14 protein-coding genes are annotated in these 17,317 nt (G+C 69.6%); all 14 read left to right on the forward strand.

Annotation, left to right across the window (positions count from 1 at the left end; translation table 11 throughout):
* Nucleotides 1-15 precede the first annotated feature (15 nt).
* The 14 genes from FCK90_RS07345 (at nucleotide 16) to FCK90_RS07410 (ending at nucleotide 17,271) form a co-directional block, all read left to right on the forward strand.
* Entirely contained in the window at nucleotides 16-1,521 is a 1,506-nt protein-coding gene (locus FCK90_RS07345) for a CoA-acylating methylmalonate-semialdehyde dehydrogenase (protein WP_158033658.1), read from the forward strand.
* 93 nt (nucleotides 1,522-1,614) lie between these two features.
* Nucleotides 1,615-2,658 (forward strand): Gfo/Idh/MocA family protein, encoded by a 1,044-nt coding sequence (locus FCK90_RS07350; protein WP_158033659.1) that lies wholly within the window; start codon nucleotides 1,615-1,617, stop codon nucleotides 2,656-2,658.
* A 31-nt stretch (nucleotides 2,659-2,689) separates the two neighbouring features.
* A complete protein-coding gene (locus FCK90_RS07355; RefSeq protein WP_158033660.1) occupies nucleotides 2,690-3,565 on the forward strand; it encodes a sugar phosphate isomerase/epimerase family protein in 876 nt (291 codons plus the stop codon).
* A gap of 227 nt (nucleotides 3,566-3,792) precedes the next feature.
* A complete protein-coding gene (locus tag FCK90_RS07360) occupies nucleotides 3,793-5,352 on the forward strand; it encodes a sugar porter family MFS transporter (protein WP_158033661.1) in 1,560 nt (519 codons plus the stop codon).
* 114 nt (nucleotides 5,353-5,466) lie between these two features.
* A complete protein-coding gene (gene iolG, locus FCK90_RS07365; RefSeq protein WP_158033662.1) occupies nucleotides 5,467-6,480 on the forward strand; it encodes an inositol 2-dehydrogenase in 1,014 nt (337 codons plus the stop codon).
* 90 nt (nucleotides 6,481-6,570) lie between these two features.
* The gene (locus FCK90_RS07370; protein ID WP_158033663.1) at nucleotides 6,571-7,548 is read left to right on the forward strand and encodes a sugar phosphate isomerase/epimerase family protein; all 978 of its coding nucleotides are present in this window, start codon (nucleotides 6,571-6,573) and stop codon (nucleotides 7,546-7,548) included.
* A gap of 63 nt (nucleotides 7,549-7,611) precedes the next feature.
* Nucleotides 7,612-8,619 (forward strand): LacI family DNA-binding transcriptional regulator, encoded by a 1,008-nt coding sequence (locus FCK90_RS07375; protein WP_158033664.1) that lies wholly within the window; start codon nucleotides 7,612-7,614, stop codon nucleotides 8,617-8,619.
* A 148-nt stretch (nucleotides 8,620-8,767) separates the two neighbouring features.
* On the forward strand, nucleotides 8,768-10,213 hold the full coding sequence (locus tag FCK90_RS07380; RefSeq protein WP_158033665.1) for an aldehyde dehydrogenase family protein: 1,446 nt from the start codon (nucleotides 8,768-8,770) through the stop codon (nucleotides 10,211-10,213).
* A 49-nt stretch (nucleotides 10,214-10,262) separates the two neighbouring features.
* Nucleotides 10,263-12,200 (forward strand): 3D-(3,5/4)-trihydroxycyclohexane-1,2-dione acylhydrolase (decyclizing), encoded by a 1,938-nt coding sequence (gene iolD / locus FCK90_RS07385; protein ID WP_158033666.1) that lies wholly within the window; start codon nucleotides 10,263-10,265, stop codon nucleotides 12,198-12,200.
* The gene (locus FCK90_RS07390) at nucleotides 12,197-12,988 is read left to right on the forward strand and encodes an HpcH/HpaI aldolase family protein (RefSeq protein WP_158033764.1); all 792 of its coding nucleotides are present in this window, start codon (nucleotides 12,197-12,199) and stop codon (nucleotides 12,986-12,988) included. The genes iolD and FCK90_RS07390 overlap by 4 nt, the downstream gene beginning before the upstream one ends.
* A 99-nt stretch (nucleotides 12,989-13,087) precedes the next feature.
* A complete protein-coding gene (locus tag FCK90_RS07395; protein ID WP_158033667.1) occupies nucleotides 13,088-14,317 on the forward strand; it encodes a Gfo/Idh/MocA family protein in 1,230 nt (409 codons plus the stop codon).
* Nucleotides 14,310-15,233 carry a hydroxyacid dehydrogenase gene (locus FCK90_RS07400; RefSeq protein WP_158033668.1) on the forward strand — a complete coding sequence of 308 codons (924 nt, stop codon included), beginning with the start codon at nucleotides 14,310-14,312 and terminating at the stop codon, nucleotides 15,231-15,233. The genes FCK90_RS07395 and FCK90_RS07400 overlap by 8 nt, the downstream gene beginning before the upstream one ends.
* Before the next feature lie 74 nt (nucleotides 15,234-15,307).
* Nucleotides 15,308-16,225 (forward strand): sugar phosphate isomerase/epimerase family protein, encoded by a 918-nt coding sequence (locus FCK90_RS07405; protein ID WP_158033669.1) that lies wholly within the window; start codon nucleotides 15,308-15,310, stop codon nucleotides 16,223-16,225.
* On the forward strand, nucleotides 16,222-17,271 hold the full coding sequence (locus tag FCK90_RS07410; protein ID WP_158033670.1) for a Gfo/Idh/MocA family protein: 1,050 nt from the start codon (nucleotides 16,222-16,224) through the stop codon (nucleotides 17,269-17,271). The genes FCK90_RS07405 and FCK90_RS07410 overlap by 4 nt, the downstream gene beginning before the upstream one ends.
* Nucleotides 17,272-17,317 lie beyond the last annotated feature (46 nt).

Below are 17,317 nucleotides of genomic sequence, written 5' to 3' on the forward strand. Positions count from 1 at the left end.
GAAAGGACGTCAATCATGAGCGAGAACCACATCGAGCACTGGATCAACGGCGAGCGCACCCGCGGGGCCGGGACCCGTACCCAGGAGGTGTACAACCCCGCGACCGGCGAGGTCTCCGGCATCCTCCACCTGGGCTCCTCGGAGGAGCTCGAGGCCGCGGTCACCTCGGCCCGTGCGGCGGCGGACACCTGGGGCGATATCTCCCTGGCCAAGCGCATGTCCGTGCTGTTCAAGTTCCGCGAACTCGTGGCCGCCAACGTCGACGCGCTGTCGGCGGCGATCACCGCCGAGCACGGCAAGGTGCTCTCCGACGCCGCGGGCGAGGTGGCCCGCGGCCTCGAGGTCGTGGAGTTCGCCTGCGGTATCCCGCAGCTGCTCAAGGGCGAGTACTCGGACCAGGTCTCCACCGGGTTCGACGTCTTCTCCTTCCGCCAGCCGCTGGGCGTGGTCGCGGGCATCACCCCGTTCAACTTCCCCGCCATGGTTCCGCTGTGGATGGCGCCCCTGGCCATCGCCACGGGCAACACCTTCATCCTCAAGCCCTCGGAGCGCGACCCCTCCGCGTCGCTGCTGCTGGCCGAGTACTGGAAGCAGGCGGGTCTGCCCGACGGCGTCTTCCAGGTCCTGCACGGCGACAAGGAGATGGTGGACGGCCTGCTGACCCACCCGTTGGTCGACGGCGTCTCCTTCGTGGGCTCCACCCCGATCGCCAAGTACGTCTACGAGACGGGCGTGGCCCACGGCAAGCGCGTCCAGGCGCTGGGCGGCGCGAAGAACCACGCGGTCGTCATGCCGGACGCCGACATGGACCTCGCGGCCGACCACCTCTCCGCTGCGGCCTTCGGGTCGGCCGGCGAGCGCTGCATGGCGATCTCCGTGGCCGTGGCCGTGGGAGACGCGGCCGATGCCGTCGTGGAGAAGGTCAGGGAACGCGCCGAGGCGATCAAGGTGGGCAACGGCACCCACTCCGATTCGGAGATGGGCCCGGTGATCACCTCCTCGGCCCAGGAGCGGGTCAAGCGGCTCGTCGGCGAGGCCGAGCAGGCCGGCGCCGCGGTCGTGGTCGACGGCCGCGACCTGGTGGTCGAGGGTCACGAGGACGGCTACTTCGTGGGCCCGACCCTCCTGGACAAGGTGGGCGTGGAGATGTCGGCCTACGAGCAGGAGATCTTCGGCCCGGTCCTGGCGGTGGTCCGCGTGGAGACCCTGGAGGAGGCCATCGAGCTGATCAACTCCAACCCGTACGGCAACGGCACGGCGATCTTCACCGGTTCCGGCAACGCCGCGCGCACGTTCCAGCGCAAGGTCACCGTCGGCATGATCGGCATCAACGTGCCGGTGCCGGTCCCGGTCGCGTGGCACTCCTTCGGTGGATGGAAGGACTCCCTGTTCGGGGAGCACCACATCTACGGCCCGGACGGCGTGCGGTTCTACACCCGCGGCAAGGCCGTGACCCAGCGCTGGCCCCAGGCCAACGACCTCTCGGGGGCGTCGATGAACTTCCCCTCGAGCCAGGACTGACGCGCGGCGCGCGCCACTTCTCACGTAGTCACCCTCGGGGATGTGCCCGGCGATGCCGGGCACATCCCCTCACCAGAACCTTCAGGAGTCTTCATGGCGATCACCGAGACCGCAGAAAACGTTCGTCCCGCATCCCTGAGAGTGGCCGTCGTCGGCGCCGGCAGGATGGGCTCGGACCATGTCACCCGGCTCGCGCACCGCATCCACCGGGCTGAAGTCAGCGCCGTCGTGGATGTCGACCGCGCCAGAGCCTCGGCGGTCGCCGCCGAGGCCGGGGTGCCGAACGTATTCGAGTCCTTCGACGAGCTGCTGGCCAGCGGCACCGCCGATGCAGTGCTGCTGGCCACCCCGGGTTTCCTGCACGAGGAACCGCTGCTGAAGCTCATCGAGGCGGGCGTCCCGGTGCTGTGCGAGAAGCCCCTGACCATGGACCCCGAAGCCTCGCTGCGCGTGGTGCAGGCCGAGGCGGCCGCGGGCAAGCAGCTGATCCAGGTCGGGTTCATGCGCCGCTTCGACGCCGGGTACCGGCAGCTCAGGAGCGCCATCGAGTCGGGCGAGTGCGGGCAGCTGCTGACCCTGCACCACCAGCACCGCAACCCCGCGGGCCCTCCAGGCTTTACGGACGAGATGATCATCAACGACTCCGTGGTGCACGAGTTCGACGCCATCAGATTCTTCACGGGGGAGGAGATCAGCAACGTCCAGGTGCGCACCGGCCGGGTCAGCTCCCATGCGCCGGAAGGCGTCCACGACCCCCAGAAGGTGACGGCCCAGACCGAATCCGGTCTGCTGGCCGACGTCGAGATCTTCGTCAACGCCCGGCTGGGATACCAGGTCCACACGCAGGCGACCTTCGAGACCGGCGTGGTCAAGATCGGGGAGAACAGCGAACTCGAGCTGACCACGGCGGGCAGATCCGGGACGTCCGTGGACGCCGGTTTCGAAACCCGGTTCGGCGCGGCCTACGACGAAGAGGTGCAGCGGTGGGTCGACGCGGTGCGCCGTGGCGAGATCGACGGCCCGTCCGCCTGGGACGGATATGCCGCAGGTGCATGCTGCGCGGCCGGAGTGGCCTCCCAGGAGTCAGGCCAGATCGTGAACGTCGAACTCGCCCCCAAGCCGGAGTTCTACAACTAAGCCCGAATGCCAGCCATCACGAGGAGTCCCCGTGAAATTCACCTTTGACCCGGTTCCCTTCCACCACACCCACTCGCTGCTCGAGTTCCCCAAGGTCGCAGCGGACCTGGGGTTCGAATGGCTGCAGATGACGCCCCACCCGGACTTCATCCCCTTCTTCACGCACCCGAAGGCCGACGACGCCCTCGTGTCGGAGTTCGGGCAGGCCTGCAAGGACGCCGGGGTGGGCGTGGCCTCGATCCTCCCGGTGCAGCGATGGTCCTCACCGGACGAGAACCTCCGGGAGGCCTCGGTCCGCAACTGGAAGCGCGCCATCCAGATCGCCGTCGACCTGGGCGTGGAGCAGATGAACACCGAGTTCTCCGGTCGCCCCGAGAGGGCGGAGGAGTCCGAGGCCGCGTTCTACCGCTCGATGGAGGAACTGGTCCCGATCATCGAGCGGGAGGGCATCCACGTGGCGATCGACCCGCACCCCGACGATTTCGTCGAGAAGGGCCTGGACGCCTGGCGGGTCATCCGCGGGGTCAACTCCCCGAACCTCGGCTTCGTCTACGTGGCCGCGCACTCGTTCCACATGGAAGACCCCATGGACCAGATCCTGGACCAGGTGGGCGACCGGCTGCGGGTGGTGCACATTGCCGACACCCTGGATCACCATCTGTCGGGCGGGCTGCGCTACATCACCAACCCGCCCGGATCTGCGGCGCGGGTCCACCAGCACCTGAGGATCGGCGACGGCGACGTCGACTGGGACGCCTTCTTCGCCGAGCTCAACCGCAACGGCTTCCTCGACCGCGAGGACTCCGTCATGGTCACGAGCGTCTTCGCGGAGAGCGAGAACAACGTGGAGACCACCCGCTATCAGCTCGAGCAGATGAGAAGCAGGACGGAAGCCGCACGGGGCTGACCTGGCCCGTGAGCGGATGCGACCGCCCCAGCTGCCTCCGACCAAGGACATCCTCCCTGGTCGGAGGCAGTTTTCCGTCCTCCGATGCGGATCTGGGACGGCCGAAAATCATTTGTGCATATGTTCGGACAACCTATAGACAGGGCGATTTTTTGGCGGCATGATGTAAGTCACAACGGCCGCGGTCATTTCAGTCCTGCCACGGCCGCGACGACGAAGGAGTCCTCATGGCCGGCACCGCGCAAGAAACGGGGGCAGCGAATCTGCCACCGCTCACTCCCGGTCCGTATCGGAAACGGATCGGCCTCATCTCGATCATCGCCTGTTTCGGTGGTCTTCTCTTCGGGTACGACACGGGCGTCAGCAACGGCGCCGAAGGGCCGATGCAGCGGGAGCTCGGGCTCACCGAACTGCAGCTGGGCCTGGCCATCAGCTCGCTGGTCTTCGCCGCCGCGTTCGGCGCCCTGTTCTGCGGCAAGATCTCCGACGCCTGGGGCCGCCGGAAGACCATCATCCTCCTGGCCGTCATGTTCTTCATCGGGACCGCGCTGGTGGTGTTCTCCCCGGGCGGAGAGGCCTTCGGGTCACGCCTGCCGGACTACATGCTGGCCGGTGGCGCGGAACACGAATGGCTGAACCACGGCAGCTTCTCGGGGGTCGGGTACGGAGTCCTGCTCGCGGGGCGCATCATGCTGGGCCTGGCCGTGGGCGGCGCCTCGACGGTGGTGCCGGTCTACCTGGCCGAGATGGCTCCCTTCGAGATCCGCGGGGCGATCACCGGCCGCAACGAGGTGGCCATCGTCTCCGGTCAGCTGCTCGCCTTCGTCATGAACGCGATCATCGGCAACCTCTTCGGCGAATACGCCGGCGTCTGGCGCGTCATGTTCGCGATGTGCGCGATTCCCGCGATCTTCCTCTTCTTCGGCATGCTGCGCATGCCGGAGTCCCCGCGATGGCTGGTGGAGAAGGGTCGGCACGATGACGCGCTGGCAGTGCTCAAGACCGTGCGTTCCGAGGATCGCGCCATCGCCGAGCTGCACGACGTTCAGGTGGTCGCCGAGGAGGAGGAGAAGTTCAACGACAAGAAGGTCGGCCTGGGCGCCCTCCTGTCGAGCAAGTGGCTGGTGCGCATCGTGCTGATCGGCATCGGCGTGGCCATGGCGCAGCAGCTCACCGGGATCAACTCGATCATGTACTACGGCCAGCGCATCCTGATCGAGGCCGGGTTCTCGGGCGACGCCGCTCTGATCGCCAATATCTCGGCCGGTGTGGCCGCCGTGGTCGGCGGGTTCATCGCCCTCTACAACATGGACCGGCTCGACCGGCGTCTCACCTTCGCGATCGGCCTGACCCTCACGACGACGTGCCATCTCCTGATCGGCATCTCCTCGATCGTGATGCCCGAGGACGCGGCCTACCGCCCCTACGTGCTGCTGCTGCTCATCGTGGCCTTCGTGTTCTCCATGCAGACCTTCCTCAACGTGGCGGTCTGGGTGTGGCTCGCGGAGATCTTCCCGCTGCACATGCGCGGTCTGGGCATCGGCATCTCGGTGTTCTTCGGCTGGACCACGAACGGCCTGCTGGCCCTGTTCGTCCCCACGCTGATCAGCACGATCCACATCACCGGTACGTTCTTCCTCTTCGCGGCGGTCGGCTTGCTCGCACTGCTGTTCGTGGTCAGGTTCGTGCCGGAGACCCGCGGTATCACCCTGGAGAAGCTGGAGGAGGACGTCTCCACCGGCGCCATCCACATCGTCACCCGGGAGACCAAGCTCCTGCGCAGGTAACAGCAGGAACCTCCGATCGACGGCCCGCCCTTCACGGTGCGGGCCGTCGATCATCTGACCCCCGGTTCTCCGGCTCCGGTCTCCCGTGCTCTTTCTGTGAAAGGACCCCATGCCATGAGCTCTCCCGTACGTATCGGCCTGATCGGCACCGGCAGGATCGGCAGGGTGCATGCCGGGAACATCGCGGCGGATCCATCGGTCGAGCTGAGCTGGATCGCGGACCCGTTCGTCGAGGGCGCCCGTTCGGTGTCCGCCCGTTTCGGCGGCAAGGTCACCGAATCGCCGGAGGAACTGACCCACTCGGGGGAGGTCGACGCGATCGTGATCGCCTCGCCGACCCCCACCCACGTGGACCTGATCTCGTCGGCGGTCGATGCGGGGGTGCCGGCCTTCTGCGAGAAGCCGATAGACCTCGACATCGCCCGCGTCGACGCGCTGCGCGAGAAGGTCGCCTCCTCCGGGGTCCCCGTCGCGCTGGGTTTCAACCGCCGCTTCGACCCCGACTTCGCCGCCGTGCGGGCGCGGGTCGAGGCGGGGGAGATCGGCCGCCTCGAGCAGCTGTGCTTCACCAGCCGTGATCCGGCTCCGCCACCGGCCGACTACGTGCGGGTCTCGGGCGGGATCTTCCGCGACATGACCATCCACGACTTCGACATGGCCCGTTTCTTCCTGCCGGATCTCGTGGAAGTCAGCGCCGTCGGCACGCAGATGTTCGACGACGGCGCCCGTCGGCACGGTGACTTCGACATGGCGGTGACCACCATCCGGTCGGCATCGGGGGCTCTCGTGACGATCGTGAACTCGCGTCACAGCGCGTTCGGCCACGATCAGCGGATCGAGGCCTTCGGCGAGCACGGGATGATCCAGGTGGCCAATGCCCCCACCAGCCTGGTCAGCGCCTCCACGGCCGCCAGTGTGGAGGCCAGGCCTCCCTACCAGGAGTTCTTCCTGGAGCGTTATGCGAAGGCGTACGCCGCCGAGCTGGCGGAGTTCGTCAAGCTGGTGAGAGGGGAGCCGTCGTCGAGCCCCACGTTCGACGACGGCCGCGCGGCGCTGCTGCTCGCCGACGCCGCCCAGCGCTCGGCCGAGGAGGGGACGGTCGTCCCCGTGCAGCTGGATGCCGGCTGAAGCGCCCGCGACCGCCTGAAACAACCGTCTAAGCACGAGCCTCCGGGGGCGCAGGACCCCTGGAAGCGACGATCGACGAAGGAGACGCACATGCAGATCGGCTTGCTCACAGACTCCCTGGGGAACCGCAGCCTCGAGGAGGCCCTCGACACCGCGGCCGGACTCGGGTTGGACACCGTCGAATTCGCCATGGGCAACTGGTCGGGGGCGCCCCACACCGATCTCGCGGCCCTGGTACGCAGCGCGGGGGCGCGGGATGCGCTCGCGGAAGCGGTCGGCTCCCGGGGGCTGACCATCAGCGCGCTGAACGCCAACGGGAATCAGCTCCACCCGGTCTCCGGGGCGCAGCAGGACGGGGTGGTCCGGGACACGATCCGCGTGGCCTCCGAGATGGGGGTGCCCACCGTCGTGCTGATGTCGGGGCTTCCGGCCGCGCGGGGGGAGAAGTCGCCCAACTGGATCACGACCTCCTGGCCTCCCGAGACCCTGGAGATCCTCGAATACCAGTGGGAGGAGGTTGCCAGGCCGTACTGGCTCGACCTGGCCGAGTTCGCGCGGCGCCATGACGTTCGGCTGGCCGTGGAGATGCACGGCCGTCAGCTGGTGTTCAACGTCGCCACCCTGAAGCGGCTGCGGGACATGGCCGGCGACGACGTCGTGGGCGCCAACCTGGACCCGTCGCATCTGATGTGGATGGGAGCCGACATCCTCGAGGTCATCCGGGCACTGGGGTCGTCGATCTTCCACGTCCATGCCAAGGACGTCAGGATCGACAGGCGCAACGCCGGTATCAACGGCGTGCTCGACACGCTGCCGCCGGCCGACGCGGCCGAGCGGTCCTGGAACTTCGTGACGCTGGGCCTGGGGCACCCGGGCGGGGCGTCCTTCTGGGCGGACTTCGTCTACACCCTCAGGTCGGTCGGCTACGAGGGCCCGCTGAACATCGAGCACGAGGATGTGCTGCTCTCCTCGGCCGAAGGCGTGCGCCGGTCGGCGGAGCTGCTCCGCTCCGTGGCCATCTCCGAGGCGCCGGACTGGGTTCCCGCCGATATCCACGGAAGCATCTGAGAGACCTCGACGCCGGGCGCCCCGTCATCCGGGGCGCCCGGCTCCCGTGCCAGAATATTCGTCATGCCGAGAAGCAGTGGAGCGTCGCGTCCGACCATCCGGGATGTCGCCGCCGAGGCGGGGGTGTCCAAGGGGCTGGTCTCACTGGCCTTCAAGGACGCCAGCAAAGTCAGCCCCCTGCGGCGTGAGCGCATCCTCCGCGCTGCCGACAAGCTCGGATACAAGCCCAACTTCCTGGCGCAGTCGCTCGCCACCGAACGCTCCTCCTTCATCGGCATCCTGCTCAGCAACCTGCACAACCCGCTGTTCCCCGAGATCGCCGATGCGGCACGGGTGGTGTTCGAGCAGGCGGGACGGCATAGCCTGCTCACGAGTGCCACGGGGCCGGGAAGCACCGGCGCGCCGCGGGTGGACCAGCAGCTGATCCAGATGTTCCAGGACCTCAGGCCTTCGGGGGTGCTGGTGATCGGGTCGCTCGCGCAGGACAGCGCGCTGCCGCTCGATACCCCCGTCGTCTACGCGAGCTCCGTCCCGGCCGGGCAGGCGGGCGGCTCCTCCGTGCGGGTGCACGACCATGCCGGGATATCCCTGGCGGTCGATCACCTGATCGCCCAGGGGCGGGAGAGGATCGCGTTCGTCGGGGGAGAAGGGGGCGCGGTGTCGCAGGTGCGGGCGCAGGCCTACCGCGACGTGCTCACCGGGAAGGGGATGGACGCCCGGGTCTATCCGGCCGACCTCACCGAGCGCTCCGGTTTCGAGGCGTTCAGCAAAGCCGTGGCGGACGGCGGCCGGCCGGACGCCGTGGTGGCGGTCAACGACCTGGTGGGCATCGGCGTGCAGTCCGCCGCCGACCAGATCGGGTTGCGTGTCCCCGCCGACCTGGCCGTGACCGGCTTCGACAACACCTTCCTGGCGGGGCTCCACCGGATCTCACTGACCAGCGTGGATCCGCAGAACGCCCGCGTCGGAGCCGAGGCCGCCCGGACGCTGCTCGCGACGATGGGCGGCGATCATGATCTCCGGGAGGAACTGGTGGAACCGAGGCTCGTGGTCAGGGGATCATCCTCCTGACCTGCGGGTTCCGACGCTCCGGAGGACTCCGGACCGGCCGGTGAATCCGGCCGGTCACCTTCTGGAAACAAGCTCTTGACGTGTGGATGTGATGCGCACTACTGTTTTTTGAACCGGTTCAAAATGTGACCACCCGGAAGGACACGCTATGCATCGCCAGCTTCTCATCGGAGGCGAATGGAAGCCCTCCGCAGAGCCCGGGCTGCGCCCGTTGACCGTGACCTCGCCCTACGACGGGCGGGTCGTCGGTGAGGTCGTGGCCGCCGGAACCGAAGACGTCGGGCTGAGCATCGAAGCCGCCGAGCGCGGCGCGGCTCGCTGGCGGCGCACACCGGCCCATGAGCGGGCCGCGATCCTCAACCGGGCGGCGCAGCTGGCCGACGAGCGCGCGGAGGAGATCGCCGCGGTGCTCAGCGCGGAGAACGGCAAGACCCTCAAGGAGGCCAGGTCCGAGGCCGGTCGTTCGGGCGACATCATCCGGCTCGCGGCTTTCGAGGGCACTCAGCTCTACGGCCAGACGCTGCCGCTGGACGCCAACCCCGGGACCGGGCAGGACAAGCTGGGCTTCACGCTGCGCCAGCCGGCGGGAATCGTGGCAGCGATCACCCCGTTCAACTACCCCGCACTGCTGGTCATGCATAAGGTGGCGCCGGCGCTCGCCGCGGGCAACGCCGTGATCCTCAAGCCGGCCAGCACCACCCCGTTGACCGCGCTGGCGCTGGCCGAGTGCTTCATCGACGCCGGACTGCCCGAAGGCGTGCTGTCGGTGCTGCCCGGCCCGGGCAGCACCGTCGGCGACGCCCTGGTCTCCGACCCGGCCGTGCGCAAGGTCTCCTTCACGGGGTCCACGGCGGTCGGCGAGCACCTGGCCAGCATCGCAGGGGTCAAGAAGCTCTCCCTGGAACTGGGGGCCTCGTCCCCGGTGGTCGTGCTGCCCGATGCCGACCTCGAACTGGCCGCCTCGGCGGTCGCCGCCGGCGGCTACGTCAACGCCGGCCAGGTCTGCATCTCCGTCCAGCGAGTGATCGCCCACCGCAGCATCGCCGGGGACTTCAACGACGCCCTGCTCGCGAAGGTCCGCGAGCACCGCACCGGCGACCCCGGCAGCGCGGACACCACGGTCGGCACGCTGATCACCGAGAAGGAGGCCCGGCGGGTGGAGGCCGCCATCCAAGGGGCCGCCAACGCCGGAGCGCGGCTGGAGACCGGCGGGCAGCGCGACGGGGCGATCGTGGAACCGGCACTGCTGACCGGCGTGGCACCGGATGCGGAGATCATCCACGAGGAGCTGTTCGGCCCCGCCGTCGCCGTCTCGACCGCCGAGGACATCACCGAGGCCATCGCACTGGCCAACAGCACCTCCTACGGCCTGGCCGCCGGGATCTTCACCAAGGACGTCAACGCCGCGGTGCAGGCGGCCCGGGAGGTGGATGCCGGCAGCATCCACATCAACTGGACCCCGCTGTGGCGTGCCGATCTGATGCCGTACGGCGGGCTCAAGGCCTCGGGCGTCGGCAAGGAGGGCCCGCGCGCCGCCGTCGAGGAGATGACCGAGGCCAAGACCATCGTCCTCCACGGACAGCCCTGGACCTGAGGCGTCGTCGGGACGCCCCGCGAGCCACCCTGAGCAGAGAGCAGAGATCATGACCCACAGCGATGAGACCGTCCGGCTGACCGTGGCCCAGGCGGTGGTCAAGTACCTCACCGTGCAGTACTCCGTCCTCGACGGCGACCGGCGCCGTATCGTCCCGGCCGCGGCGGGCATCTTCGGCCATGGCAACGTGTCCGGATTCAGCCAGGCCTTCTCCCAGTACTCGGACGACCTGCCGTTCATCCAGGGCCGCAACGAGCAGGCACTGGGCCACGCGGGGGCCGCGCTGGCCAAGGCCACGCGACGTCGCCAGACCCTGGCGGTGAGCGCCTCGATCGGGCCCGGGGCGATGAACCTGATCACCGCGGCCTCGCTGGCCACCGTCAACCGCCTGCCGCTGCTGCTGCTTCCCGGCGACACCTACGCGACCCGCAGGCAGGGCCCGGTCCTCCAGCAGCTGGAGGACCCGCAGGATCCCGGGCTCACGGTCAATGACGCCTTCCGCCCGGTCTCGCGCTTCTTCGACCGCATCACCCGGCCGGAACAGCTCGTCACGGCGCTGCCGCAGGCCTTCCGCGTCCTGACCAGCCCCGTGGAGACCGGTGCCGTGGTGCTCTCCCTGCCCCAGGACATCCAGTCCCACGCCTACGACTTCCCGGTCGCGCTCTTCGAACCTCGTGACTGGCCCATCCGCCGCACCATCCCGCACGAGGAGGAGATCGCCGCCGTCGCCGGCCGGCTCCGCGAGGCGCGGAAGCCCGTCATCGTCGCGGGCGGCGGTGTCCTCTACTCCGAGGCCACGGTGGCACTGGAATCGCTGGCGGAGGCGACGGGGATCCCGGTCGCCGAGACCTTCGGGGGCAAGGGGGCGGTGCAGTCCGAGGCGGACTGGCTGCTCGGCGGCATCGGACTGGAGGGCAACCCCGCCACCAACCAGCTCATCGCGGAGGCGGACCTCGTCCTCTCCGTCGGCACCCGCCTCACCGACTTCGCCACCGGCTCGCAGAGCATGTTCAAGAACCCGGACGTGCGGTTCGCCTCGATCAACATCGCCGATCTGGACGCCATCAAGCAGGGTGCGACCGCCGTCGTCGCCGATGCCCGGCTCGGCCTCGACGCGCTGCGATCGGCTCTGGGGGACTACCGGGTCCCGGAGCAGTGGAGCCGAGAGATCGCCGCCAGGCGCGGTGAATGGGCTCCCGAGCGGACCGCCGCGCTGGATCCCGACACCCCCTTCGACAAGAGCGCGCCGGAGCACGCGGAACTGGGCATCCCGGACACGGATGCGGAGATCACCCAGGGCCAGCTCATCGGCCTGCTGCAGGAGCACGCTCAGGACGGCGACACGATCATCGCCGCGGCCGGAGGCCCTCCCGGGGACCTGCTGAAGGTCTGGGACGCCACCGCCGGGCGGAACTGCCACCTGGAGTTCGGGTTCTCCTGCATGGGCTACGAGGTGCCCGCGGGCATCGGGGTGCGGCTCGCCGACCCGGACCCCGCCCACCGGGTCACGGTGTTCATCGGCGACGGCACCTTCCTGCTGAACCCCACCGAGATCCTGACGGCGGCGCAGGAGAGAATGAAGATCACCTACGTGGTCTCCGAGAACCACGGCTACCAGGTGATCCGACGGCTGCAGATGCTGAAGTTCGGCGAGCAGTTCGGCAACGACTTCCGCTACCGCGGTGACGGGGAGAACGCCCGCCTGGACGGCGACTACCTGGAGGTCGACCTCCGCCAGATCGGGCAGGGCCTGGGGGCGCAGGCCGAGCGCGTGACCACCGCCGCGCAGGTGCGCGAGGCGCTCGACCGCACGCGGGACGTGGACGGCCCCGTCCTGCTGGTGGTACCCACCGTTCCCCTCGTGGATCTCCCCCCGGGCGGTGTCTTCTGGGACGTGGCCCCCGCCGAGGTCTCCGAGCAGGACTGGGTGGCGCCCATCCGCGAGGAGTACGAGGCGGGGCTCCAGGACCAGCGGTGGCACGTATGAGCGCCGGTCCCCTCGACCAGGGTGCGGTCAGGCGGAGGATCCGGGGCGGCGGCATCACCTCCGGGTGCTTCGCCGGGATGGCCTCCCCGATGGCCGTCGAGGTGATGGCCGCCGCGGGCGTGGACTGGGTCGTCCTGGATCTCGAGCACGGCGGTGGCGGCGAGGAGCAGGTCGGGCCGGCCGTCGTCGCGGCGGGAGCCTACGGCGCCTCCGTCCTGGTACGGGTCGAGACGCCGGAGCGGCTGCGCATCGGCCGTGTCCTCGACGCCGGCGCGGCCGGCGTGATGATCCCGCGCGTGGAGAGCGCCGAGCAGGTCCGCTCCATCATGCGTCACCTGCGCTATCCGCCCAGGGGAGACCGGGGCGTGGCGACCTACAACCGGTCCATCCGCTGGGGGCTGGACAAGGAGGCGCTGGCGCAGGCCGACGACAGGGTCACCACCATCGTCCAGATCGAGACCCTGCAGGCGCTCGCGGAGGCCGATGAGATCGCCGCGATCGACGGCGTCGACGTGCTGTTCGTCGGCCCGCTCGATCTCAGCTACGCGGTCGGGCACCCGGTGGACTTCGAGGCGCCCGAGTTCACCGAGGCGCTGGCGAGGGTCCTCGCCGCGGCCGAACGCCATCAGGTGGCCGCGGGCATCCTCTGTCCGGGGCCCGAGGTGGCAGCCCGCAGACGCCGGGAGGGATTCCGTTTCCTGGCGGTCGGCTCCGACTCCACCCTGCTGGCCGCCGCGACCTCGGCGGCCATGGCGCAGGCGCGCGAGGGCTCGCCCGCGGCGGGGTGACCGCCGGCCGTCGGCGCTCTCGCCCCTGAGACCGCCTTCACACCTCACTGATCTCGCATCACACTGATCTCACACCTCACCGAGAACCGAAGGAGCACCATGTCCGTTCCCCGCGAAATCGGCATCGGCCTCATCAGCGTCGGCTGGATGGGCCAGCTGCACAGCCGGGCCTATGCCAACCTGCCGATCGTCTACCCCGAGCTCGGCATCAAACCCCGGCTGGTCCAGGCGGCGGATACAGCGGCGGATCGCGTCGACTACGCGATCAACGCGCTGGGATACGAAAGCGGCACCGACGACTACCGGGAGGTGCTGGCGAACCCGGAGATCGACGTCGTCTCCATCTGCGCGCCGAACTTCCTCCACGCGGAGATCGCGGAGGCGGCCGCCCGGGCCGGGAAGGCCTTCTGGATCGAGAAGCCCGCCGGCCGTTCGGCGGCGGAGACCCAGGGCATCGCCGACGCCGCGGCCGAGGCCGGGGTGGCCACCGCCGTGGGGTTCAACTACCGCAGCGCCCCCGCGATCGAATACGCCCGGCAGCTCGTGGCGGAGGGAACGCTCGGGAGGATCACCAACGTCCGCGGGGCCTTCTTCGCCGACTACTCCTCCGAGCCCAACGGCGCGTTGTCCTGGCGGTTCATCAGGAAGCTCGCCGGCACGGGGGTGCTCGGGGACCTGATGGGCCACCTCGTCGACCTCGCCCACTACGTGGTGGGGCCGATCGACAAGATCACCGCCGCCACCTCGACCGTCTACACGGAACGCCCCGAACTGCCCATGGGCACCGGAACCCACTTCGCCGTCGTGGAGAACGGGAAGATGCTGCCCGTGGAGAACGAGGACTACGCGTCCATGCTGGTCTCCTTCGGCGACGACGCGCAGGGCGCCGGCGCCGTGGGCACCCTGGAGGCCTCCCGGGTCGCCGTCGGGCCCCGGGCGCAGTACGGCCTGGAGGTCTACGGCACGGAGGGATCCCTCCGGTGGAACTTCGAACGGCTCAACGAACTCGAGCTCGCCCTGGGGCGCTCCGGCCCGCATGTGGGGTACACCACGGTGCTTGCCAACAGCCACTTCGGGGATTTCGCCCGCTTCCAGCCCGGGGCCGGGACGCCGATGGGCTATGACGACCTCAAGGTCATCGAGGCCAAGAAGTTCCTCACGGCCTTCCTGGGCCGTGAGTCGGTCCACGCCGACATCCGGGACGCGCTCGCCGCCCAGCGGGTGGTCAGCGCCGCGGAGGCCTCGGCGACCGACAGGTCCTGGCAGGACATCGCCCCGGTGGCGGGCACCAGCGCCGCCCGCAAGACGGAGGAGGGCGGCCGTGACTGAACGTCCCCTGGTGGTCGGGCTGGGTCCCGTGCCCGCTGAGATCGTGTGCCCGGTCCTGGGCGACGACGTCGATTTCGCACCGGAGCCCACCGCAGAGGAGCTGACCCGGGCCGACGGCGCGATCGTCCGCGCCGCCGCGCCGGTCGGTGCCGGGGAGCTGGCGGCCATGCCGGCGCTCAAGGTCATCGCCCGCACTGGGGTCGGCTACAACCTGGTCGACGTCGATGCCGCCGCCGCGCGCGGGATTCCGGTGGCCATCACGCCGGGCAGCAATACGAACGCCGTGGCCGAAGGGGTCTTCGCCCATCTGCTGCACCTGACCAAGCGCCTGGGGCCCCTGACCCGCCTGGTCCGCGAAGGGCGCTGGGACGAACGCGGCGAGGTCGTAGTGGGCGATCTCGAGGAGGCCACCCTCGGGATCGTCGGCTACGGGCGGATCGGGCGCCGGGTCCACCGGATCGCGGAGGCCTTCGGCATGCGCGTCGTGGCCTACGATCCCGTGGCCGAGATCCCCGATGGGATCCGGGCCGCTTCCCTCGAGGGGCTGCTGGAGTCCTCCGACGCCGTGACCCTGCACCTGCCCCTGCTGCCCGAGACGCGCGGGCTGATCGGCGAGGCCGAGCTGGGCCGCATGCGCCCGTCGTCGATCCTGCTCAACCTCAGCCGCGGCGGCCTGCTGGACGAGGACGCGGTGCTCGCCGCTCTCGAAACGGGCCGGCTGGCCGGCGTCGGGCTCGACGCCTTCGAGCCCGAACCGCCGGCCGACCACCCGCTGTACCACCATCCGTCGGTGGTGCTCAGCCCGCATCTCATGGGCCTGAGCACCCGCGCGGCCGAGGCCACGTTCGTCGACGCCGCGCAAGCCGTGCGCGACGTGCTCGACGGCGGGAGCCCGCGGTTCGTGGTCCGGGCATGACGGAACCCGGTCCGCACGGACCTCCAGACGACGGCGAAGACGCCGGACGACATCGACATGAAGGAGAAAGCTCCATGAGCGCAGAAGAGCCGATCAGGCAGCGGATCGCCGCGGCCCCCATCTCCTGGGGGGTCTGCGAGGTCCCGGGGTGGGGCTTCCAGATGGAGCCGTCCGAGGTGCTGAGGCAGATGCAGGAACTGGGGTTCGCGGCGGCGGAGTTCGGCCCGGCCGGTTTCCTGCCCGAGGACCCGGAGCAGAAGGCGGAGATCCTCCGAGCGCACGGGATGGCGGCTCTCGGCGGATTCGTCCCGGCCGTGCTCCACGACCCGGGGCACGACCCCCTGCCCGAGGTGCGGCGCGAACTGGAGGCGTACGTGGCGGCGGGCGCCCGCACGCTGGTCCTGGCCGCCGCGACCGGCGTGGACGGCTACGACGACCCCCGGCCCGTGCTGGACGAAGAGGGCTGGCGGCGGCTGCGCGAGAACGCGGAGCGCATCGTCGAGGCGGCGACCGAGGCGGGCGTCTCCGTCGCGCTGCACCCGCACGCGGGCACGATGGTGGAGAACCAGGCGGAACTGGACCGGATCCTGGAGGACACGGACCTGTCCATCTGCCTGGACAGCGGCCACATGCTCGTGGGCGGCATCGACCCCGTGGCCTTCGTGCGCGATCATGCCGACCGGATCTCGCACGTGCACGCCAAGGACGTGGACCTCGCGTGGGCGCGTCGCGTCCAGCAGGGGGAGCTGAGCTACTACGACGCCGTGGTGAAGGGGATGTACCGGCCGCTCGGCAGCGGCGACCTGGACCTGGAGAGCATCCTGCGGAACCTGGAGGAGGCCGGCTACCAGGGGTGGTTCGTCCTGGAGCAGGACACGGTCCTCGATCAGGCGCCGTCGGAGGACGGCGGACCGCGCAACGATGTGTCCGCGAGTCTGGAGCACCTGGTCCGCACGGTCGAATCGATCAGGTCGGAGGCTCGTTCGTCATGAGGATCGGCGTCATCGGCCTGGGGCGCATCGGGCTGATGCATGCGCGCAACGTCGCGCAGAGCAGCGGCGTGGACGAGGTCGTGCTGATCGGGCGCGATCCGGAGAAACTCGGCACGGCTGAGCGCGCCCTGCGGGAGGCTCTCGCCGACGGGGCTCCCGCTGAACTGCGCGGCGACCATGCCCCTCCGCCGCGTCCGGTCGGGCTCGTCACCCGGCTCGCGGACGAGGAATGGCTGACCGGCCTGGACGGCGTGGTCATCGCGACGTCCACGGGGTCCCATCCGGAGCTGACCCGGCAGGCGGTGCGCGAGGGCGTGCCCGTCCTGGTGGAGAAGCCGCTGGCGATGACCATGGAGGAGATGGAAGAGCTCGTCGATGAGTTCGCCGGGGCCGAGACCCCGATCATGGTGGCCTTCCATCGGCGCTACGACACCGCCTACCAGGAGCTTCGCCGGCGGACCCTCGCCGGTGAAGCCGGCACCGTCCGGCTGGTGCGCGCCATCGCGCACGACCATCACCACATCACCGAGGACTACATGGCCGGGTCCGGCGGGATCTGGCGCGACCTCATGGTCCACGACTTCGACATGCTGCCGTGGCTCCTGGACGACGAGGTGGTCTCCGTCTATGCCACGGGTTCGGCTATCGACGAACCCGCTTACGCCCGCCACGAGGACCTGGACACCGCGACCGCGGTGCTGACGTTCTCCTCCGGGGTCCAGGCGGTCATCACGGGAGCCAGGAACATCTCCGACGGGCACGATGTCAGGACCGAGGTCTACGGCAGTGATGCCGCATTCGCCGCGGGGCTCGACTCCCGGGTACCCCTGCAATCCACCGAGCCCGGTGCGGCCACGCCGAAAGACAGGTACAGCGAGTTCATCTTCCGCTTCGAGCCGGCATTCCGTCGTGAGATGGAGCATTTCCTCAAGGTCGTCCAGGGCCAGGAGGTGAGCCTGACTCCGCCGGCTGAAGGCCTCAAGGCCATGCGGCTGGTGCTGGCGGCCGAGGAGTCGGTCCGGACGGGGCGTCCCGTCACCCTATGAGCTGCGGTCGGGCTCCGGCCCTGCGCGCATCGAGGAGTGCACCACC

It is taken from the genome of Kocuria coralli, assembly GCF_008831305.1.
Lineage (GTDB): Bacteria > Actinomycetota > Actinomycetes > Actinomycetales > Micrococcaceae > Kocuria > Kocuria coralli.